The organism is Salinimicrobium gaetbulicola (assembly GCF_042676025.1).
In the GTDB taxonomy this organism is placed as follows: domain Bacteria; phylum Bacteroidota; class Bacteroidia; order Flavobacteriales; family Flavobacteriaceae; genus Salinimicrobium; species Salinimicrobium gaetbulicola.
The window spans coordinates 87,363-107,590 of the sequence record NZ_JBHTJP010000002.1 but is presented as its reverse complement, the minus strand read 5'-3'; the positions used below and the strand labels follow the sequence as shown (position 1 = coordinate 107,590).

The 20,228-nt window shown below is 42.4% G+C and carries 20 protein-coding genes; 7 read left to right on the top strand and 13 right to left on the bottom strand.

The features are described 5' to 3' along the window. Positions 1-18: 18 nt before the first annotated feature. Together ACFQ1G_RS00515 and ACFQ1G_RS00510 are read right to left on the bottom strand one after the other, a co-directional pair. On the bottom strand, positions 19-462 hold the full coding sequence (locus tag ACFQ1G_RS00515; RefSeq protein ID WP_380736272.1) for a hypothetical protein: 444 nt from the start codon (positions 460-462) through the stop codon (positions 19-21). Positions 463-641: 179 nt separating this feature from the next. Then, a complete protein-coding gene (locus ACFQ1G_RS00510; protein WP_380736271.1) occupies positions 642-2,789 on the bottom strand; it encodes a prolyl oligopeptidase family serine peptidase in 2,148 nt (715 codons plus the stop codon). Positions 2,790-2,936: 147 nt separating this feature from the next. Between ACFQ1G_RS00510 and ACFQ1G_RS00505 the strand changes: the two genes are divergently transcribed. Continuing rightward, positions 2,937-3,881, top strand: a complete 945-nt coding sequence (locus ACFQ1G_RS00505) for an aldo/keto reductase (RefSeq protein WP_380736270.1) — start codon at positions 2,937-2,939, stop codon at positions 3,879-3,881. Between the two features lie 10 nt (positions 3,882-3,891). On the opposite strand, the gene ACFQ1G_RS00500 is transcribed toward ACFQ1G_RS00505, so the two are convergent. Continuing rightward, the gene (locus ACFQ1G_RS00500) at positions 3,892-4,278 is read right to left on the bottom strand and encodes a hypothetical protein (RefSeq protein ID WP_380736269.1); all 387 of its coding nucleotides are present in this window, start codon (positions 4,276-4,278) and stop codon (positions 3,892-3,894) included. Between the two features lie 450 nt (positions 4,279-4,728). Further along, a complete protein-coding gene (gene hisS, locus ACFQ1G_RS00495; RefSeq protein WP_380736267.1) occupies positions 4,729-6,099 on the bottom strand; it encodes a histidine--tRNA ligase in 1,371 nt (456 codons plus the stop codon). 151 nt (positions 6,100-6,250) lie between these two features. Here hisS and ACFQ1G_RS00490 point away from each other — a divergent pair, with 151 nt between their 5' ends. Continuing rightward, the gene (locus ACFQ1G_RS00490) at positions 6,251-7,489 is read left to right on the top strand and encodes an ABC transporter permease (RefSeq protein ID WP_380736266.1); all 1,239 of its coding nucleotides are present in this window, start codon (positions 6,251-6,253) and stop codon (positions 7,487-7,489) included. A gap of 693 nt (positions 7,490-8,182) precedes the next feature. Here the strand turns inward: ACFQ1G_RS00490 and ACFQ1G_RS00485 are convergent. The 4 genes from ACFQ1G_RS00485 to rpsF all read right to left on the bottom strand — a co-directional run bounded on the left by ACFQ1G_RS00485 (position 8,183) and on the right by rpsF (position 9,924). Further along, positions 8,183-8,656: a DUF6495 family protein gene (locus tag ACFQ1G_RS00485; RefSeq protein ID WP_380736265.1), complete on the bottom strand. Its 474-nt coding sequence runs from the start codon at positions 8,654-8,656 to the stop codon at positions 8,183-8,185. Between the two features lie 168 nt (positions 8,657-8,824). Continuing rightward, on the bottom strand, positions 8,825-9,274 hold the full coding sequence (rplI, locus tag ACFQ1G_RS00480) for a 50S ribosomal protein L9 (protein ID WP_380736264.1): 450 nt from the start codon (positions 9,272-9,274) through the stop codon (positions 8,825-8,827). Between the two features lie 12 nt (positions 9,275-9,286). Continuing rightward, positions 9,287-9,583, bottom strand: coding sequence for a 30S ribosomal protein S18 (gene rpsR / locus ACFQ1G_RS00475; RefSeq protein WP_029036469.1), 297 nt, complete (start codon positions 9,581-9,583; stop codon positions 9,287-9,289). Positions 9,584-9,585: 2 nt separating this feature from the next. Beyond that, complete coding sequence (gene rpsF / locus ACFQ1G_RS00470; RefSeq protein WP_380736263.1) at positions 9,586-9,924, bottom strand: 30S ribosomal protein S6; 339 nt, start codon at positions 9,922-9,924, stop codon at positions 9,586-9,588. A gap of 168 nt (positions 9,925-10,092) precedes the next feature. On the opposite strand from rpsF, the gene ACFQ1G_RS00465 reads away from it, so the two are divergent. Then, complete coding sequence (locus ACFQ1G_RS00465; RefSeq protein WP_380736262.1) at positions 10,093-10,803, top strand: LytR/AlgR family response regulator transcription factor; 711 nt, start codon at positions 10,093-10,095, stop codon at positions 10,801-10,803. Here ACFQ1G_RS00465 and priA read toward each other — a convergent pair. The 4 genes from priA to nadC form a co-directional block, all read right to left on the bottom strand. Further along, positions 10,797-13,250: a replication restart helicase PriA gene (gene priA / locus ACFQ1G_RS00460; RefSeq protein ID WP_380736371.1), complete on the bottom strand. Its 2,454-nt coding sequence runs from the start codon at positions 13,248-13,250 to the stop codon at positions 10,797-10,799. The genes ACFQ1G_RS00465 and priA overlap by 7 nt on opposite strands. Before the next feature lie 101 nt (positions 13,251-13,351). Continuing rightward, positions 13,352-13,912 carry a chalcone isomerase family protein gene (locus ACFQ1G_RS00455; RefSeq protein ID WP_380736261.1) on the bottom strand — a complete coding sequence of 187 codons (561 nt, stop codon included), beginning with the start codon at positions 13,910-13,912 and terminating at the stop codon, positions 13,352-13,354. A gap of 30 nt (positions 13,913-13,942) precedes the next feature. Next, positions 13,943-14,860, bottom strand: coding sequence for a YihY/virulence factor BrkB family protein (locus ACFQ1G_RS00450; protein WP_380736260.1), 918 nt, complete (start codon positions 14,858-14,860; stop codon positions 13,943-13,945). Position 14,861: 1 nt separating this feature from the next. Then, the gene (gene nadC / locus ACFQ1G_RS00445; protein WP_380736259.1) at positions 14,862-15,719 is read right to left on the bottom strand and encodes a carboxylating nicotinate-nucleotide diphosphorylase; all 858 of its coding nucleotides are present in this window, start codon (positions 15,717-15,719) and stop codon (positions 14,862-14,864) included. A 50-nt stretch (positions 15,720-15,769) separates the two neighbouring features. Here nadC and rlmH point away from each other — a divergent pair, with 50 nt between their 5' ends. From rlmH to ACFQ1G_RS00425, 4 genes are all read left to right on the top strand, one after another. Beyond that, positions 15,770-16,243 (top strand): 23S rRNA (pseudouridine(1915)-N(3))-methyltransferase RlmH, encoded by a 474-nt coding sequence (rlmH, locus tag ACFQ1G_RS00440; protein ID WP_380736258.1) that lies wholly within the window; start codon positions 15,770-15,772, stop codon positions 16,241-16,243. A gap of 18 nt (positions 16,244-16,261) precedes the next feature. Next, the gene (locus ACFQ1G_RS00435; RefSeq protein WP_380736370.1) at positions 16,262-16,843 is read left to right on the top strand and encodes a non-canonical purine NTP diphosphatase; all 582 of its coding nucleotides are present in this window, start codon (positions 16,262-16,264) and stop codon (positions 16,841-16,843) included. Positions 16,844-16,984: 141 nt separating this feature from the next. Next, the gene (locus ACFQ1G_RS00430; RefSeq protein ID WP_380736257.1) at positions 16,985-18,790 is read left to right on the top strand and encodes a DEAD/DEAH box helicase; all 1,806 of its coding nucleotides are present in this window, start codon (positions 16,985-16,987) and stop codon (positions 18,788-18,790) included. A gap of 57 nt (positions 18,791-18,847) precedes the next feature. Beyond that, positions 18,848-19,603, top strand: a complete 756-nt coding sequence (locus ACFQ1G_RS00425; RefSeq protein WP_380736256.1) for a carboxypeptidase-like regulatory domain-containing protein — start codon at positions 18,848-18,850, stop codon at positions 19,601-19,603. A gap of 71 nt (positions 19,604-19,674) precedes the next feature. On the opposite strand, the gene ACFQ1G_RS00420 is transcribed toward ACFQ1G_RS00425, so the two are convergent. Then, the gene (locus ACFQ1G_RS00420) at positions 19,675-20,202 is read right to left on the bottom strand and encodes an SRPBCC family protein (protein WP_380736255.1); all 528 of its coding nucleotides are present in this window, start codon (positions 20,200-20,202) and stop codon (positions 19,675-19,677) included. Positions 20,203-20,228 lie beyond the last annotated feature (26 nt).

Sequence of the window (20,228 nt, the reverse complement as noted above, 5' to 3'; positions counted from 1 at the left end):
ACTGTTGATCTTAAAATTTCATTCCAGGAACTGAACGATCTCCCCGTCACGTAAAGACCAGGAGTGCCTGAATTTGCTGGTGATGAACTCGCACTCTGAATGCTGCCGGGCCGAAACAGTCCCCGTGACCAGGATCTCATTTTCTGTCACTTCCTTAAAATCAAGATCCCTAAACTCAAGGCTGCGCCACCTGTTTTTCATGACCGCAGGAAAACTGATGGTATTCCGGTGATCAACATCTGCGGAAGATTCTACTTCCTTCCAGTTTATTCCCGGAGTCAGCGCGACAATATCATTAGGACCATTTCCCCTGGTTTGTAAAACCTGGTAAAGACGCTCAACCATTTCTCTGTTTACGTTCTCCTGTGCTTTTAAAGCCGAAGTGGTGATCAAAACCAGTAGTATTAAAACGATATAAATCCTGAAATTCCCCATCTCTTCTCCATTTTCGTTCAACGACATATACCGGCTTGGGAACAAATAACCGGTCCAAATAGGTAGGTACTATCAGTTCAAATAAGTTACACCCTCTAAGATACTAATAATCAACAATATAGCTTTGCAGAAAGCTATTTTTTATCACTAATGATCAGGATATTACCGGGCGACCGGTAATTTCTTCCTATAAATTGTCAGGGAACCTAATAAAATCTTATATCCAACTGATCAAACAGGAAGTAGTATTCAAATAACAATTTCTCTACGGCATCTTCCGGGGTTAAAGCCCCACCATGACCCGAGCCAGGGGTTAGGTACATGTGATATAATCCTGCAGGATCGCCGAATTCCTGGATTTGAGCCAAAAATTTATAGGAATGATGTGGCGGCACGCGATCGTCTGAATCCCCCGTGATCAATAACATATTCGGATACTTTTTATCTTTTTGAAGGCTGTGTAGAGGAGAGTAAGATTTTAAAATATTATAATCCTCCCGAATCGTCGGATCTCCGAATTCACGTAGATTAGTATTCACAGCTCCAACGGTAAACTTATTAAAACGCAACATATCATAAGGACCAGCTTCAGCAATCACAGCTTTAAAAAGTTCAGGACGTTGAGTTGAGGCCGCACTAACCAACATAGCACCATGGGATCCCCCGGTTATTACTAACTTTCCAGGATTGGTATACTTATTATCAATAAGATATTCTCCGGCTGCAATAAAATCGTCTATGGCGTTTTGCTTTTTCAGTCTTCTCCCCTCAAGAGCCCAGGCATCTCCTTTAGCACCTCCACCTCTAATATTTGGAACAGCAAGAATACCGCCGTGTGCCAATAAAAGTCCGGTAGACTGCGAAAAGAATGGCTCTACAGTAACTCCATATCCTCCATAACCATACATAAGCACCGGATTGTTACCGTCTAAAACCGTCTCTTTTCCACATGTAATATACATAGGTATTTCTTCCCCGTCCTTTGAGGTATAAGTAACATACCTGGTTTCCAGGTCCTCAATATTATAAGGAACCGTTAGAGATTCAGTCGCTTTGAATTCAAGATCATCCAATGAAATCTGGTACCATGTGAGGGGATGGAAGAAAGAACTTATACTGAAACTTGTGAATTCGGCCTCATCAGATTCTTCATAAAAATGATTCAGTTTTTTTCCTTTCGGAAAATCTATCTTTTTTAAAAGCTCTCCTTTTAAATTAAAAATCAGGGCAATATTCTGTCCTTCCTTTAAATAAACACAAGCCAGTTTATCCTTACCCAATTTATTCATATACTGTAAATCGATATCATATTCAGGAATGAATTCACTGAGCTGATTAGGGCGGTTTACGTTGGCTAGCAAAACTTTACCATGAGGAGCACCTATATTTGTTCGCAGGAATACAGAATCGTTCTTTATGTGAGTGATTTTCAATTCAGTTCCCTCTTCTGATGGAAAGACGAGGAATCTTTGCGGCTGGAAATATTCTTTCTTGAGATCTGCAACCGAAATTGCTCTATACCACGTGCCATTCGATTTTAAATAATGATTTAATACCAGTCTGTCATCGATTATATCAAAGCTAAACCTGTTTGTCCCTGTGGTATCAGGATTCCTATAGAGAGCTACAGGATGTGACGAGGAATCTGCAATAGAAAGCCTGTATAATTTTTGGCCCTTTGCCTTATCAAGCAACTCCCGCCCTGTTTCGGGTCTCTCGTATGCATCATAATACAGGTCTCTTCCATGCCATGAAAAACCTGCTCCTCTGATATTTTCTAACTTAAAGGGAATTTGAGCTCCTGTTACCAGGTCAAAAACATATCCGGTAGCCCAATCACTCCCATTAACAGAAACAGCAATCGCAACCAGATTCTCCTCTTCATTTACAACTTTTTCGATCTGCAAATGATCATTCTTATTTTCCAGAAGATCTTTGGCCCTAAAAAGTCTTTTATAGTTCTTTTTATCCTTTGGCTTATAAAGTAGCTCTAAAGAATTATTATTCCACTTGTTCTTGAAATCATATTTGTTTTGAAGCTTGGGATCCCGCTCCACGAAATCATCGGTCTTTTCTCTTCTCACCCCACGAAACATGGCATAGATCTGGGCTCTTAGATCCCAAATATGAGTTTGTCGCTTGGTTTGTTTATGAGTAAGCTTTTCCTGCTCGGCAAGCCAGGATTTCAGCCGGGGATCTGCAGGGTTTTCCATCCATTGATATGGATCTGGCACGGTTTCTTCAAAATATGTGTCGAAAACTGATTCTTTGGGTGCATCTGGGTATTCGTAGGTCTTCTGAGCATGAGCATACATACCTATGACCATGAAAATAAGGAGGGCTGAATTTTTCATGTAATGTATTAACTAACGGTAAATGTTACTACAAGAAGAAGTGGTAGGGGCAATTTTTCTTGAACCTTAAAGATTTGATAGTGGTAAAGTTAAATAAATTTTCAGTTTCAGAAGATCCTTCCTATCTTTTTAGGAAAATAACTTCCTATGAAAACCAAACAACTCGGCAACACCGACCTTCATATCTCCCCGATCATCTTCGGCGGAAATGTCTTTGGATGGACTCTTACTGAAAAGGAATCTTTTGATATGCTGGACGAGGTCACAGCTAAAGGCTTCACCACCATAGACACAGCGGACTCCTATTCTCACTGGGCGCCGGGAAATAAAGGCGGGGAATCTGAAACCATTATTGGAAAATGGATGAAAGAACGCGGAAACCGCGATAAGATAATCCTCGCGACCAAGGTTGGTTCCAATCCCGGCAAGGAAAGCAGGGATGTTTCTAAAAATTACATTTTAAAGGCTGCTGAAGATTCCCTCAGACGCCTTCAGACAGACCATATAGACCTTTACTTTACACATTGGGACAATGAGGCCACTCCTGTAGAGGAAACGCTGGAGGCCTATCAACAATTGATCAAGGAAGGGAAAGTCCGCTACATAGGCGCCTCCAATCTTTCTCCGGACAGGGTTCGGGAGTCACTGGCCGCTTCCGAAGAACACGGGCTGCCAAAATACAGTGTCCTGCAGCCCGAATACAGCCTGATGGAAAGGAAAAAGTTCGAGGATGGCTACTGGGAGATCGCCAAGGAATATGAAATGGGGGTTACTTCCTATTTCTCCCTCGCAAGTGGATTCCTTACCGGGAAATACCGTAAGGAAGAAGACATTAAGGGCGACCGGAAGGACATTGTGAAAAAGTATTTCAACGATAAGGGATTGGCCATTCTCCAGAAACTGGATGAGATCTCAAAAGCCCACGGGGTTTCCAACGCGGCTGTTGCCCTGTCCTGGATCATGAACCGTCCCGGTATCACCGCACCCATTGCCAGCGCCACAAAAAGCAGTCACCTGAAAGCTTTTGACGAGGCCGTGAATTTAAAACTTTCGGGAGAGGAAATGGAGAAATTAGACCTGGTCAGTAGGTAGACGAGAGTCTTTAGTCGAAAGTTCGGAGGTCAGAGTTCAGAGTTCCATCTAATTTCAAACCGTCACCCTGAACTTGTTTCAGGGTATTCTTTATTTGAACTAAAAGATGCTGAAATAAATTCAGCATGACGTTCTCAGGGAGACTGTTGTCGAAAGTCGGGAGTCGAGAATTCAGAGTTCCATCTAATTTCAGTCCGTCACCCTGAACTTGTTTCAGGGTATTCTTTATCTGAACTAAAAGATGCCGAAATAAATTCAGCATGACGTTCTTAGGAAGACTGTGGTCGAAAGTCAGGAGTCGAAAGTTCAGAGTTCCATCTAATTTCAAACCGACGCCCTTTACTTGTTTCAGGGTCTCTTTCTCCAGCACAAATAGATGCCGAAATAAATTCAGCATGACGTTCTTAGGGAGACTGTTGTCGAAAGTCGGGAGTCGAGAATTCAGAGTTCAATCTAATTTCAAACCGCCGCCCTTTACTTGTTTCAGGGTATTCTTTATTTGAACTAAAAGATGCTGAAATAAATTCAGCATGACGTTTTAAGGGAGATTATGGTCGAAAGTCGGGAGTCGAAAGTTCAGAGTTCCATCTAATTTCAAACCGTCACCCTGAACTTGTTTCAGGGTCTCTTTCTTTGGCACAAAAGATGCCGAAATAAATTCAGCATGACGTTCTTAGGGAGACTGTGGTCGAAAGTCGGGAGTCGAGAATTCAGAGTTCCATCTAATTTCAATCCGTCACCCTTAACTTGTTTCAGGGTCTCTTTCTTTAGCGCAAAAGATGCCGAAGTAAATTCAGCATGACGTTCTGATGCGGAAAACCCATAAACTGAGAACCGAGAACCGATCCTACTTCAACTTCTCAACCAACTCTTGCTGTGAAACTGTAAACTGATCGCCGGAGCGCATGTTTTTAAGAGTGAACTTCTGGAAATCCATTTCTTCTTTACCGGCCATGACCACGAATGGAATATCCCTGCGATTGGCATGGGTCATCTGCTTTTTCATCTTTGCTTCATCAGGGTACAGCTCCGCAGCAACTCCCGCTTTGCGAAGTGCTTTTACCGCTTTCAGGCAGTACAGGCTTTCCTTTTCTCCGAAGTTGATGAACAGAACCTCGATATTTTTAGAAACAGTTTCCGGGAAAAGATCCAGTTCTTCCAATACAAGATAGATACGATCCAACCCGAAGGAGATCCCTACTCCACTCACGTCCTTCATTCCAAAGATGCCGGTAAGGTCGTCATAGCGACCACCGCCACCAATAGATCCCATCTGAACCCCTTCTGGAGCAGCCACTTCATAGATAGCGCCCGTGTAATAGTTAAGTCCGCGGGCAAGGGTCACATCCAGGTCAAGACCGGCTGTTTCCAGGCCAAGTTCCTCAACCGCATTGTTAATGAATTCCAGTTCTTCGATCCCCCTCTTTCCTACTTCGGAAGTGGAAAGAATATCTTTTAAAACTTCTATCTTTTCAGCAAAATTCCCTTTCAGGTCGAACACGCGCTGGATCTTCTGGATAGCTTCCGAAGAAATTCCCTTTTCCTGCATTTCCTTTTTCACCCCATCCTCGCCTATCTTGTCCAGCTTGTCAAGCGCGACAGTAAAATCGATAAGCTTATCTGACTCCCCGATCACTTCGGCAAAACCAGAAAGTACTTTCCGGTTATTGATCTTAATGGTCACACCTTTTAGTCCTAGAGCCGTAAACACGGCATCATACAACTGAACAAATTCCACTTCCTGCCACAGGCTGGTGCTTCCCACAACATCTGCATCACACTGAAAGAACTCTCTGAAACGCCCTTTTTGAGGCCTGTCTGCCCGCCATACCGGCTGGATCTGGTAGCGCTTGAACGGAAATTCCAGTTCGTTGCGGTGTTGCACCACGTAACGCGCGAAAGGCACCGTAAGGTCGTACCGCAAGGCTTTTTCGCTAATAGAAGAAGTGATCTTCAGACTGTCTTTAGCCTCATACGCCTGCTGATCTGCCTTTTTCAGAAAGTCTCCCGAATTTAATATTTTGAAGATAAGCCGGTCGCCCTCTTCCCCATATTTCCCCATCAAAGTATCACTGTTCTCAAAACTGGGGGTCTCAATAGGTTGAAACCCGAATTTTTGAAATTGGTCCCTGATGTTCTGTATGATATAATTCCTTTTCGCTACTTCGGCAGGGGAAAAATCCCGGGTGCCTTTAGGAATAGAGGGTTTCTGTGCCATTTTTAGTATTTTTCCTGAACCGCAAATATCTGAAAAAATAAAAGAATGAGTCCCTTATTTTCGGGCAGGTCTTCCGAAGAACTTATAATCGGTAAATCTTCCTGTAACAACTTTAGTTTACTTGCGTCTAATTGCTAAACAAAAACCTCGCATGTTTCCACTTTTTAAAGAGAACATCAGGATCGCTTTTTACTCCATCAAAAGTCAGCTTTTAAGGACGATCCTTACCGTTATGATCATCGCTATTGGGATCACCGCCCTTGTAGGGATCCTGAGTGCCGTAGCTGCCCTTGAAAATACCATCAGTAGTGATTTTGCTTCTATGGGTGCCAATACCTTCAACCTGCAACGTTATGAGTCGGGAATACGGGTAAATGGCGGGGAGCGGGAAAAGGTCAATCCTATCCTGGGTTACCGCGAGGTGAAGGAATTCAAGGACAAGTATGAATTCCCACAAACGCAGACCTCCATCTCTTTTACGGGAACGCGTAATGCCGAGGTAAAATATGAAAATGAAAAAACAGATCCTGAAGTAACTATACTGGGAATCAATGAGAATTTTATCACCAACTCGGGTTTAAGTGTGGAGAAAGGCAGGGACCTGAATATTTTTGATGTGGAAAACAATAACCACGTCGCAATTATTGGATCTGACTTTAAAAACGGATTGTTCAAGGACCTGGATCCCCTCGAAAAGACCATTTCCATTCGCGGGGTGAAATTCAGGATCGTAGGGGTACTGGAATCAAAAGGCTCCACCTTCGGAAATAACCAGGATCTGCGAGTACTTGTACCCATACAGATCGCCAGATCTATTTACACGGCGCCAAATATCAATTACAACATCAGCGTAAAAGTAGACGATAAACAACTTTTAGAGGGCGCACAGGATGAAGCCATCATCACTTTCCGGAATATTCGCGGACTGAGCCCCGTAGAAGAAAACAACTTCGGGATCGCAAAAAGTGATGACCTTATCAACCGGATCTTTTCTATCACCAAATATTTGAACATGGCTGCCTGGGTGATCTCTATCATTACCATTTTTGGGTCTTCCATCGCTTTAATGAACATCATGCTGGTTTCGGTGAGTGAACGTACCCGTGAAATTGGGGTGAGAAAGGCTTTGGGCGCCAAAAAGAACACGATCGCCACGCAATTTTTCATGGAAACCTTGATCATCGGGCAATTAGGAGGGCTCTTCGGAATAATCCTGGGGATCCTGATAGGTTTCGCCGTATCCTCAGCCGCCGGATTTGATTTCACCACGCCATGGGTCGCTATCCTCTGGGCCACGGCCATTACTATTGTTGTAGCGATATTGGCAGGAAGTTACCCAGCCGCAAAAGCCGCCAAACAGGATCCTATTGAGTCTTTGAGGTACGAGTAGGTTTTAGTCGAAAGTCGTTAGACGGGAGCCGATAGTTTGGAGTTTGGAGTTCGGAGTTTGGAGTTCAAGGTCTAATCAAAATCGTCACCCTGAACTTGTTTCAGGGTCTTCTTTATTTGAACACAATGATGCTGAAATAAATTCAGCATGACGACTAATGTTAGGCGAGAGTCGGAAGTTCGGAGTTCAAGGTTTAATCAAAACCGTTACCTGAACTTGTTTCAGGGTCTTCCTTATTTGAACACAATGATGTTGAAATAAATTCAGCATGACGACTAATGTTAGACGAGAGTCTGTTTAGTCTTTAGTCGAGAGTCGAAAGTCTATAGACGGGAGTTTGGAGTTAGGAGTTTAAGAGTCGATAGTCATTAGACGAAAGTCGGGAGTTCAGAGTTCAAGGTTTAATCAAAACCGTTACCTGAACTTGTTTCAGGGTCTTCTTTATTTAAACAAAATGGTGCTGAAATAAATTCAGCATGACGATATACGAAAATAGTTGCTAAAGCCGAAGGACTCGACCTGACATTGCGTATACGATAGTCAGTCGAGAGTCTTTAGTCGAAAGTCGGGAGTTCGGAGTTCAAGGTTTAATCAAAACCGTCACCCTGAACTTGTTTCAGGGTCTTCTTTATTTGAAAACAATGATGCTGAAATAAATTCAACATGAAGGTAAAACGCCTCACAACCTTGAACCTACAGCCCCAGATGCTTTTCAAAGAATTCGTACAATTCCCCTTTGGTGATCACTGCTCCTTGCTGGATGAGCGCGAAGATATCTTTATTCCTGTCCTCGCTTATGGCCTTGGAAGAGGTATATAGTGATACCCTTTCGTCCATCAGGTTTTGCTGCAGCCAGGTGTAGCCTTCACGGGTAGTGATATCAACCTCTTCATTCTCCACCTTTACAGCGATAAGATTAATGGTAAGCTCGGTTATCTTGAATAAGTAGATCTGGTTGGGAGAGAAATGCTCCAGGAAACGAGCCTGGGTCAATACGCCTTCCCAAACAAGGTCACTAAAGACATCCAGTTCTTCTTCGGCTACCTTAGGTTTGTTGATCTTTATGTCTTCCCATTCGTCACCGGTGATGGACTGGCTCGCTAAAAAGTTGATGAATTCCTCGTGTAACTCTTCAAATTGTTCTTTAGATAATCGGGCGTATTTCATGCTATTCAATTTTGGTTATCCACCCGCAAACCAATCGGCCGGGCAGATCTTTTATAATGATCTCTACGGAAGCTCGCTGCGGCACAAGAAAGGACCGGAATCCTTCCGAAGAAATATAAAAAAAGCCCACTCCAAAAGAAGCAGGCTTAATATGTTTATGAAGTGTGATTATGCTTCTGCAACAACATCAAAGCTGAAGTTAACGATCACTTCACGGTGAAAACGCAAGGTAGCATCATACTGACCTAAACGTTTGATGTTTCCACCTGCGATAGTGATGTACTTCTTCTCGATCTCAACACCTTCTTTAGCTAAAGCATCAGCTAAATCCTGGCTGGTCACAGAACCGTAAATCTTATCACCTGCACCTGCTTTGGCAGTAAGCTTAATGTCAAGTCCATTAAGTTTATCAGCCTGCTTTTGTGCATCTTCGATTTGCTTTTTCTCTTTATAAGCGCGCTGCTTTAAAGTTTCTTCCAAAACTTTTCTGGCAGAAGGGGTTGCTAATACAGCAGCACCTTGAGGTATTAAAAAGTTTCTTCCGTAACCGGGCTTAACGGTCACAACGTCATCTTTAAAACCTAAATTTTCTACGTCTTTTCTTAATATCAATTCCATAATAGCCCCTTTTTATTTTAATAAATCGCCAACATAAGGCATTAATGCTAAATGACGTGCGCGTTTCACGGCTACAGCCACTTTTCTCTGATATTTCAAAGAAGTACCTGTTAAACGACGAGGCAATAATTTTCCTTGTTCATTAACAAAGCTCATTAAGAAATCAGGATCTTTATAATCAATATACTTGATACCTGATCTTTTAAAACGACAATACTTCTTCGCCTTGTTTGTCTCGATATTCAACGGAGTAAGATATCTGATCTCCCCGTCTTTTTTTCCTTTCGCTTGTTGTTCTATAGATGACATACTTACGCTTTTTCTTTGTTTCTGTTTCTTCTTTTCTCAGCCCATGCAACCGCGTGCTTATCAAGTTTCACAGTAAGATAACGCATCATGCGCTCATCTCTACGGAATTCAACTTCTAAAGGAGAAATTGCTTCCCCGGCTACCTTGTACTCGAATAAGTGGTAAAATCCACTTTTCTTGTGCTGAATTGGGTAAGCTAACTTTTTTAACCCCCAGTTCTCTTTGGATATCATCTCGGCACCTTTAGAAACAAGAAAATCTTCGTATTTCTTTACTGTTTCCTTTATCTGGTCATCAGATAAAACGGGATTCAAGATGAAAACAGTTTCATAATGATTCATAAAAAATTTACTTTAAATTAAATTGGCTGCAAAAGTAGCACTAATATTTCTATTTTCAAAGCCCCTGAAAAGTACGTCCAACTGCCTTTTTTCATCGCTGAAAATCAAATTTTCTTTTACTTGTAAGATTTTTTCATTATTATTGCTAATGCTAACCTTTTTTATCCAGTGGAAGAAGTAATATTAAAATGTGCGGTTGTTGACGATTCAAGCTTACAACGTCTATCTATTGTTAAGCTCATCAAAGATCATCCCAACCTGAAGCTCGTAGCCGAATATAACAATGCCATAGAGACGAAAAACGGCTTGTTGGATACTGAAGTTGATCTTATTTTTCTTGATATCGAGATGCCGATCCTCTCAGGATTCGACCTATTAGATGATCTTCCAAACAAACCGCAGATCATTTTCGTGACAGGAAAGACCAAGTACGCTTTCAAAGCATTTGATTATGACGCGGTGGATTACCTTCACAAACCGATCTCAAAAGAAAGGTTTGTGAATGCGGTATCTAAGTCCATTAATCTTTACAAGTTAAAGCATGAAGGCGCACCAGCAGAAGATGACAATTACATCTTTGTAAAAAGCAATCTAAAGAACAGAAAGGTTTTCCTTAATAAACTAAAGTATATTGAAGCTTTAGGGGATTATGTGAAATTCGTGACCGAAAAAGATAATTTCGTCGTGCTGGCCACCATGAAATCTTTTGAGAATCAATTGCCGTCTGACAAATTCTTACGCATTCACAAATCCTACATTGTGAACCTTGACAAAATTGAAAGGTACAACAGCAGGAATATTGAGATAGACAAACAACAGATTCCATTAAGCCGTCACAAAAAAGCGAATCTTATTGAGGCTTTAGCCGCTAATCAATAAGGATCTACATTTACCACTACTCTTACGCTTCGAAATCCCCCTATCGCTTTAAAGCTTTGCAGTATTTTCTCCAGGATCGCTTTAGTCTTCCCTAAAGACTGTTTTTGCGGGATCTTCAAGAGTATATTCTTATAATATTCATTTCTGATTCGGGCTACCGGCGGAAATTCGGGTCCCAGTACGTTCTCATAAAACGAATTTTTCATGGATGTCGCCAGCCAGTCGGCTCCTTCATTCACGCGCGAATAATCACGCCCTTTTAATGTTATTCTTATCAATCTGTAAAAAGGCGGATATTTATATTGTCTCCGTTCCTCCAGCTGCTCCTTGTACATCTCGACAAAACTGTTGGTAGAAACCTGCTGCACGATACGGTGATGCGGATTATAGGTCTGGATCAGCACTTTCCCACGCTTCTCGGTCCTTCCTGCTCTTCCGGCAACTTGCAGCATCAACTGAAAACTGCGTTCATGCGCCCTGAAATCGGGGAAGTTCAGGAGATTGTCTGCATTCATGATCCCCACCAGCCTCACATTACGGAAGTCGAGACCTTTAGTAAGCATTTGAGTTCCTACTAGAATATCGATCTCCCCCTGTTCAAAGGCGGAAATTATCTTTTCATAACCGTGTTTTCCGCGGGTAGTATCCAGATCCATCCTGCCGATCTTATGATCGGGAAAAAGGGCTTTCAGCTCGGTCTCTACTTTTTCGGTTCCGAAGCCTTTGGTGGAAAGCTCGTTGCTGCCACAGGCCATACATTTTTGCTGAAGCGCCATGTGGTACCCGCAATAATGACACCTCAACTGATTGTTATGATTGTGGAACGTAAGGCTCACATCACAATTAGGACATTGAGGAGAATGCCCGCAGGTATTACATTCCAGGATAGGACTAAAGCCACGCCGGTTTTGGAACAGGATCACCTGTTCCTTCTCACCCAGAGTTTCCCTGATCTCCTCCAGAAGCCTGTCAGAAAAATGCCCGGTCATTCTCTTTTTACGATGCTTCTCCTTTATATCCACGATCTCGATCTCGGGAAGCATCACATTCCCAAATCGGCGATCTAAATTGACCAGCGAATATTTCGAGTGTTCCGCATTGAAATAGGACTCCAGAGATGGAGTCGCCGACCCCAGCAAGACCTTGGCATTATGCATAAGTCCGAGTACAATAGCCGCATCGCGGGCATGATATCGCGGTGCCGGGTCATATTGCTTAAAAGTGGATTCGTGCTCTTCATCTACCACGATCAAACCCAGGTCATGGAACGGAAGAAAGATACTGGATCTCACTCCCACCACTACCCGCGCCTTCGGACTGTTCTTCAAAACATTCTGATACACCTCCACCCTTTCGTTCACAGAATATTTGCTGTGATACACTATTACCTTCTCACCAAAATAATTCTGAAGTCGGGAAATAAGCTGGGTCGTTAAAGCGATTTCCGGAAGGAGATACAGCACCTGTTTTCCTTCAGCAATCACATTTTCAATAAGCTTTACGTAGAGCTCCGTTTTTCCGGAGGACGTGATCCCGTGGAGCAAACACACATTTTCGGTTTCAAATGAAGTTTCGATCTCCTCCAGGGCCTGTTGCTGGTATTCATTCAGATCCATAGAATCTGCCACTTTAGCCTCTTCATATTGAAGCCGCTCGGTTTGGAGATTGTATTCCTCAAGAACATTCTTATTTATAAGGGACTTTACAATGTTAGCTGATGCGCCGCTCTTCTTTGTAAGCTCTGCAACCTTGATCGGTTTTTTATCACGGGCCGTCATGGAGAACAAGGTAAATACCACCTGTCGCTGTTTAGGCGCTCGGCTAAGCTCGTCAAGTAGCTGGTGCATTGCTGCTTCGGAAGTATGCTCTTCATGTAACTTTACATAGCGTTCCATCTTAGGTTTATACTGCTCGTATATCTCCTGGTTTACGACCACCACCTTTTTCTCGACCAAGGAATTGATAACCGGCAGGACCGTTTTTTTATCCAGCAACTGAATGATCTCATTGATCTTCATAGACGATTGTCTCTCCAGAGCTTCCAGCAAAAGAAACTCATCATCTGTCAGAGCAGATTCGTCTACTCCTGAATCCTTCAACAATTGTACAATGGTCTCGCTTTCCAGCAAAAATGCGCTGGGAACTGCAGATCTCAACACCTCCCCTTCTGCACACATATAATAGGATGCTATCCATTGCCAGAACTTTAATTGCAAAGGTGTGACAATGGGAGTTTTATCAAGGATCTGCTCTATGGGTTTTGCCTCGTATATCTTCGGATCTTCCTGGTGCACTTCAGAAACAAAGCCGGTATAGATCTTTGATTTTCCGAAGGGAACAGCTACACGCATTCCCGGTTGCAGAAATTCTGCTTCGTCCTTAGAAACACTATAGGTAAAGTGCTTTTCCAGAGGTAAAGGCAAAATTACGTTTATGAAGTGAGGCATATCGGGGGTGCTGATTTCAGACAAAAATAAAGGTGTTTTTGCTACAAAAAAATAAACCATCCTAAAAAGAATGGTTTATCACTAATTTCTAAGTCGGCTGTCTATTTAGCCAATAAACTTTCTCTCAGGTCATCATCGGCAGGATTACTGGACAACCAGATCCCAAAAAGGGCTTTTTTGAACTCTTTTCCTTCAACCACACCTTTTTCTTTACCATTCTTATAGGCAACCACTCCTTTGGTAGGAAGGTATACCAGGTCAAAAACATCATTTTTCTTGATGTCTTCTTTAAAGAAATTCAACATGGTATCGATTTCTTTTTGAATTGGGGCAGTGTTTCCGTTAGTAGATTTCTCAAAACCTTCGGTTACCGCATCTACCATTTTATCACTGGAGATCAATTTTGAAACGATGTGAAGTTTGATCGCCATCGGCTTTTCCGAGTTCAATATCTTTTCAGCATCACTTGATTTTTCATTCAAATACAATCCGGCGGCATACAGGTCGATCCAAAGTTTTTCACGTACTCCGGCACCATTAAGCATTACAGTTTCCCCCTGAAAGGTAGCTGTATTAGGAAGCACCGCATCTCCAACTTTCTTTTGAGCAGTCGCTACGGAACTAACTACGATCGCCATCATTAATAACATTAGTTTTTTCATAATCAAAGTTTAATTTTAGTCAATAAGTGGTTATTTTTTTCTTAGTTTCAGAAGTGAGGCATTTAACTCAAATCCGAGCAACAATATATTAGAATTTATCCATATATACACCATTAAGATCAACAAGGCCCCAATAGAGCCGTACAATTCGTTGTAGGCTGAAAAATTCTCAATGTACAATCCGAACAAAAACGTAGTCACTACAGTTAGAAAGGTACTGAAAAATGCACCTATCGAAAAGAACCTGCTCAGCCTGCCCTCCTTAGTGCCAAAATAATAGAGGGTCGCAATCGCAATGTACACCATGGTGACAAAGGTTATATACCTTCCTACATCAGCCCAGATCACCGCATCTCCTACTACACCTACACTTTTAAGATCCTCGGTGAGATAGGTAAGGTAAACCGTAACTACCACTGTAATAAGCAATAATAAGGCCAGAATTATAGAAACCCCCACTGCGATCACATATTGCCTGATAATGGATCTATTGACCTTTGTATGGTACGAAAATTCAAATCCTGTGAAAACCGTGTTCACACCATTTGCCATCAGAAAAATAGATAAAAGAAAAACGAAAGATAAAAGGCCTCCTCTTTTCCTTGCCGCGATATCAAAGAAAATGTCATTAAAAAATTCCTTGGTGTCTGGTGGCAGAAGGGAATCGATGAAAGCCAGGAACTGGATCTGAAAATCATCAATAAAATTCACGAACGGGATCAGGTTCAGCACAAAAAGCAGGAACGGAAAAAGCGCCATAAAGAAACTAAAAGAGATCGCGCTTGCCCTGGCCGAAAAAGTACCTTTTACGATCCCCGCATAAAATATTATTATGAGGTCATACAGGGAGAGGCCTTCAAAACCGGGAAGGATCACTTCTTTGGCGTTGCTGGTCCACCAGCGAATCCACCTGGCCCTTCTCGTGCGTTTGACCTCTTCAGTGCTCATATTACACAGCCTTTAGACTAAGATCAAGGTTGTGAACAGAATGCGTTAATGCGCCGCTGGAAATGTAATCTACCCCGCAGTCGGCATATAATTTAGCGGTTTCAAGGGTTATTCCCCCGCTGGATTCGGTTTGGCATTTCCCGTCAATCAGTTCCACGGCCTTCCTGGTTTCTTCATAAGTGAAATTATCCAAAAGAATTCGGTGTATGCCGCCTGATTCCAAAATCTGTCTTATCTCCTCGAGGTCCCGGGCCTCAACAATGATCTTGAGATCCAGACCTTTTTCCTTTAGGTATGTTTGGGTTTTTTCTATCGCGGTTTTAATTCCACCGGCAAAATCTATATGGTTATCCTTGAGCATGATCATATCATACAAAGCGAAACGATGGTTTTCGCCACCTCCAATTTTTACAGCCCATTTTTCAAGAGCCCGGATTCCGGGAGTGGTTTTTCGGGTATCCAGAATCTTAGTATTAGTCCCTTCCAAACGATCAACAAATGTCCTGGTTTTGGTAGCGATCGCGCTCATACGCTGCATCGCGTTCAACACAAGTCTTTCGGCCTTTAATATAGATTGAGACGGACCTTCTACATAGAAAGCCACATCCCTTTTCTTTGCTCTGCTCCCGTCTTCCATCAAAACTTCCATTTTCAAGGCAGGATCTACTTTTTCAAAAACACGTCGGGCGAAATCAATTCCTGCAATGATACCTTCATCCTTGACCAGTAATTTGGCTTTTCCGGTCGCTTCTGCCGGGATGCAAGCCAGGGAACTATGATCACCGTCCCCAATGTCTTCCCTCAGGGAATTCTCAATTATTATTTCAATTTCCTTTTCAAATTGTTCTTTTGAAATCATTGCAGTCCTTATTTTTGCTAAAGTTACAAAGTAAACACTAATTTAACATCATGACCATAAAATTGCTCACCATAGGCAAAACTGATGATAAACAGCTGCAAAGCCTTATTGACACCTATGTAAAGAGACTGGAACACTACAACAGATTCGAGCTTGAGATCCTCCCCGATCTTAAAAAGACAAAGAACCTCTCTGTTGAGCAACAAAAGGCCATGGAAGGGAAACTGATCCTTGACAAGGTAAACACTTCAGACTTCCTGGTATTACTGGATGAGAACGGAAAGCAGTATTCTTCGGAAGGCTTTTCGGAATATATTCAGAAACGTCTGAACAGCGGAATGAAGCAACTCATCTTCGTTGTTGGTGGCCCCTACGGATTTTCCGAGGAAGTTTACCAACGAGCCAACGGGAAAGTATCCCTTTCAAAAATGACATTTTCACACCAGATGGTACGGCTGTTCTTTGTGGAGCAGATCTACCGTGCATTTACCATTCTTAGAAACGAACCTTACCACCATAAATAAATTTTCATGCCCGACACCATAAAACTGGTCTTCGCGACCAACAATGCCAATAAGATCAAGGAGATCCAGGCTCTTATGCCTTCTCATATTCAATTGCTTTCCCTGGAACAAATTGGATGCAAGGAAGACATTCCCGAAACCTCAGAAACTATTGAAGGGAATGCCCTTCAAAAAGCACATTATATAAAGGAGCATTACGGGTATGATTGTTTTGCCGATGACACCGGGCTGGAAGTAGAGGCCCTAGACGGCGCACCAGGAGTATATTCCGCGAGGTATGCGGGAGAAGAAAAAGACAACCAGGCGAATATGGCTAAGCTTCTTTCGGAATTAAAAGAAAAGGAAAACAGGTCGGCCAGGTTCAAAACGGTGATCGCGCTGGTTCTGGGAGAACGTGCATTTACATTTCCCGGAATCTGTGAAGGCGAGATCATTTCAGAAAAAAGAGGCGACCAGGGATTTGGATATGATCCGGTGTTCAAACCTGTCGGTTATTCGACGACATTCGCTGAAATGAGCCTGGAAGAAAAGTCAAAGATCAGTCACAGGGGTCGGGCAACCCGCAAACTCATTGAGTTTTTGAGCGAAAACAATAATTAGAGGATATCCTAAATAAAACAGTATCTTTGCCGTTCGAAATTCCTCAGGGTGAGGATGTGTTGCTGGAAGTTTAGGTTTAAGTATGTCGATTCGCTTCTTATGTAACACCTACATATCATAATCGAATACTTACATCTTAGAATGAAATCATTCCAACAACTTGGACTTGACGCGCAATTGCTTCAAGCCATCACTGACATGGGGTTTGAAACTCCATCTGAAGTTCAGGAAAAAGCAATCCCAATCTTATTAGAAAAAGAGACTGACATTGTCGCTCTTGCACAAACCGGTACCGGTAAAACAGCGGCTTTCGGTTTCCCGCTGATCCAGAAGATTGACGTTAACAGCCGAAAGACTCAGGGTCTTATCCTGTCTCCTACTCGTGAACTGTGTCTACAGATCACCAATGAATTAAAGAACTATTCAAAATATTATAAAGGTCTTAATACTGTTGCCATCTATGGAGGTGCCAGCATTACAGACCAGGCCAGCCAGATCAAAAAAGGGGCCCAGATAATCGTTGCCACGCCTGGGCGTATGCAGGATATGGTGAACCGTAGGCTGGTAGATATTTCAAATATCGAGTATTGTATACTTGATGAAGCAGATGAAATGCTGAACATGGGCTTTTTCGAAGACATTACAGCTATTCTATCTCATACTCCTAAAGAAAAAAGCACCTGGTTATTTTCGGCTACCATGCCGAAAGAAGTAGCGATCATCGCGAAGAAGTTCATGCATACCCCGGTAGAAATTACCGTGGGTACTAAAAACACAGGAACTTCGAATGTATCTCACGAATATTATATGGTGAGTGCAAGAGATCGTTATTCAGCCTTAAAAAGGCTTGCAGATGCAAATCCTGATATTTTTTCTGTAATCTTCTGTCGTACAAAACGCGACACTCAAAAAGTTGCAGAACAATTGATCGAAGACGGATACAACGCAGCGGCATTACACGGGGACCTGAGTCAAAATCAGCGTGACCTGGTAATGAAAAGTTTCAGATCAAGACAGATCCAGATGCTGGTAGCGACAGATGTTGCTGCCCGTGGAATTGACGTAGATGATATTACTCACGTGATCAACTACCAGTTACCTGACGAGATCGAGACTTATACTCACCGAAGCGGACGTACCGGTAGAGCCGGAAAGAGCGGGGTTTCAATGGTGATCGTATCCAAGAGTGAAGCCAGGAAGATCAAGAGTATTGAGCGTATCATTGGTCAGACTTTCGAAAGAAAAGATATTCCTGACGGAATGGAGATCTGTGAAGTACAGTTATTCCACCTGGCGAATGATATCAAGAAGACCGAGATCAACCACGAGATCGACCGTTACCTTCCAAGCATCAATGAAATGTTCGAAGATCTTTCAAAAGAGGAACTTCTTAAGAAGTTTTTCTCTGTTGAATTCACACGATTCTTCAATTATTATAAAAATGGACAGGACCTGAACGCCAAGGCTGCAGGAGAACCGTTAAGAGATGACGGAGACAGCACTCGTTTCTTCATCAACGTTGGTGCAAAAGACGACTTTGATTGGATGACTCTGAAAGACTTTCTTAAGGCTACCCTTGATCTGGGTCGTGATGACGTGAACCGAGTTGAAGTAAAGGACAGTTTCTCTTTCTTTAATGTGGACAGTTCAAAAACTCAAGAAGTATTATCTATTTTCGAAGACTTCCAGTTACATGGACGTCATATCAACGTAGAAATTACCACGAACAGTGCTGGTAAGGACCGCGGAAGAAGAAAAGGAAAAGGTGGCGGAAAAAGCTTTGACAAGCCATCTTCAGGAAGAGGAAAAAGAAGATCCTCTGATGCTCCTTCTGGAGGAAGAAGAAGATCCTCTGCAGCGCCTTCAGGAGAACGCCGAAGCAAGAAAAGTGGAGGAAGAACCAACAACATAGAAAGTTCGATCAACAGACGCAGATCAAAAAAATAATTTTCTGTTGTACTTTGGTATAGTTTTTTAGATGTAAAATTCAGCCGAAAGAATACTATGAGACAATTTTTAGCCCCCTTTTTTTTACTGATTGGCTTTGTAGCTTTCAGCCAGGAATCAACCTTTGTAACGGGTAAAGTGCTGAATGCCGCCAATGATGTGCCCATTGAAAACGCGCACGTTGTAAATCTTAATCAGGTAAAGGGAGCTGTCACTACTGAGGAAGGAGACTTTGAGATCCCTGCAAAAGTAAATGATACACTCTATTTTTCTTACCTGGGTTTTAAATCGATCAGGGTGCGTGTCACTAATGACTGGTTGAAATACGGGGCTGTAAAGGTGAAAATGACCGAATTGGGGATAGCCCTTGAAGAAGTTGTTGTTCGGCCTGTACAGCTTACCGGGTATCTTGAAATTGACGCCAAGAACATTCCTATTTACGAAAACTACCGCTACAGCATATCAGGTCTTAACCAGGGATATGAAGGTGGAGACCAGTCTCCAAATGCGGTATCCCGAGTTCTGGGAGCAGTATTCAATCCGGCCGATGCTCTTTACAATATTTTTGGAAAGCAGCCCAAGCAAATGCGAAAACTGCGTGAGATGAAACAGGATGATGAGATTCGAAGACTTCTCCAGAGTAAATTCGACCGACAGACCTTAATGGCTGTTCTGCAGATAGACCGAATGGATATAGATGAGATCTTGAGAAGATGTGATTATTCCAAAGACTTCATCCGAACGGCAAACGATCTTCAGATCCTGGATGCCATGAGCGGATGTTATGAAGAATACAAGGTATTGAACAGATAGAAACGATCTATATAAAAACAAAAAGCCGAAAGTGATCACTTTCGGCTTTTTTATTATAGTACTTCTGAATTTTATTTCCTCTCTAAAATGGTCTTTAGGTTATATAATCCGGTTTCAAAATCCTTACCCAGCGCCCTATCCATACTATAAAAAAGCATCAAGACCGAAGCAGGAAAACGGTGAATCCCTTTTAGACCCCATACCATTTTGGTACGGTCTGCCTCCACTTCCTTTACCGCCATATAATTCAGGGACATGGATTTATACGGCCTTAAAAAAAGTAATTGGGACTCCAGAACTTTTCCGTCCTTCACCTTAGTGAGCTTTTGGATAGCCTCCACCCTATTACTACCCTTCCAATATGCCGCGGCACCTTCTTTGCCGTCCTCTCCCTTAAATTTAACGACCGTATTCGGGTCATTCAAGAACCATGGCATCCATAAAGTTTGTTTTTGAAGTTGTCTTATATACCCATATACCTCAGCCTTCGGCCGATTGATCATTATGGTGCGACTTACATCATAATCCTTTTTCGACCAGGCATGTAAAAAGGCCACGAACGTGATGATACCAATAACTATATAAAAGAAAAGCGTCATAAACTTTTGTTAACGCACTAAAAGTA

Bases quoted from the DNA above. Each gene is read 5' to 3' on its own strand.
- ACFQ1G_RS00510 (WP_380736271.1), bottom strand. From the start codon at position 2,789: ATGAAAAATTCAGCCCTCCTTATTTTCATGGTCATAGGTATGTATGCT.
- ACFQ1G_RS00430 (WP_380736257.1), top strand. From the start codon at position 16,985: ATGAAATCATTCCAACAACTTGGACTTGACGCGCAATTGCTTCAAGCC.
- ACFQ1G_RS00515 (WP_380736272.1), bottom strand. From the start codon at position 462: ATGTCGTTGAACGAAAATGGAGAAGAGATGGGGAATTTCAGGATTTAT.
- rplI (WP_380736264.1), bottom strand. From the start codon at position 9,274: ATGGAATTGATATTAAGAAAAGACGTAGAAAATTTAGGTTTTAAAGAT.
- ACFQ1G_RS00455 (WP_380736261.1), bottom strand. From the start codon at position 13,912: ATGAAAAAACTAATGTTATTAATGATGGCGATCGTAGTTAGTTCCGTA.
- rpsR (WP_029036469.1), bottom strand. From the start codon at position 9,583: ATGTCATCTATAGAACAACAAGCGAAAGGAAAAAAAGACGGGGAGATC.
- ACFQ1G_RS00420 (WP_380736255.1), bottom strand. From the start codon at position 20,202: ATGACGCTTTTCTTTTATATAGTTATTGGTATCATCACGTTCGTGGCC.
- priA (WP_380736371.1), bottom strand. From the start codon at position 13,250: ATGCCTCACTTCATAAACGTAATTTTGCCTTTACCTCTGGAAAAGCAC.
- ACFQ1G_RS00500 (WP_380736269.1), bottom strand. From the start codon at position 4,278: ATGCTGAATTTATTTCGGCATCTATTTGTGCTGGAGAAAGAGACCCTG.
- ACFQ1G_RS00505 (WP_380736270.1), top strand. From the start codon at position 2,937: ATGAAAACCAAACAACTCGGCAACACCGACCTTCATATCTCCCCGATC.
- nadC (WP_380736259.1), bottom strand. From the start codon at position 15,719: ATGATTTCAAAAGAACAATTTGAAAAGGAAATTGAAATAATAATTGAG.
- rpsF (WP_380736263.1), bottom strand. From the start codon at position 9,924: ATGAATCATTATGAAACTGTTTTCATCTTGAATCCCGTTTTATCTGAT.
- ACFQ1G_RS00485 (WP_380736265.1), bottom strand. From the start codon at position 8,656: ATGAAATACGCCCGATTATCTAAAGAACAATTTGAAGAGTTACACGAG.
- rlmH (WP_380736258.1), top strand. From the start codon at position 15,770: ATGACCATAAAATTGCTCACCATAGGCAAAACTGATGATAAACAGCTG.
- ACFQ1G_RS00425 (WP_380736256.1), top strand. From the start codon at position 18,848: ATGAGACAATTTTTAGCCCCCTTTTTTTTACTGATTGGCTTTGTAGCT.
- ACFQ1G_RS00450 (WP_380736260.1), bottom strand. From the start codon at position 14,860: ATGAGCACTGAAGAGGTCAAACGCACGAGAAGGGCCAGGTGGATTCGC.
- hisS (WP_380736267.1), bottom strand. From the start codon at position 6,099: ATGGCACAGAAACCCTCTATTCCTAAAGGCACCCGGGATTTTTCCCCT.
- ACFQ1G_RS00490 (WP_380736266.1), top strand. From the start codon at position 6,251: ATGTTTCCACTTTTTAAAGAGAACATCAGGATCGCTTTTTACTCCATC.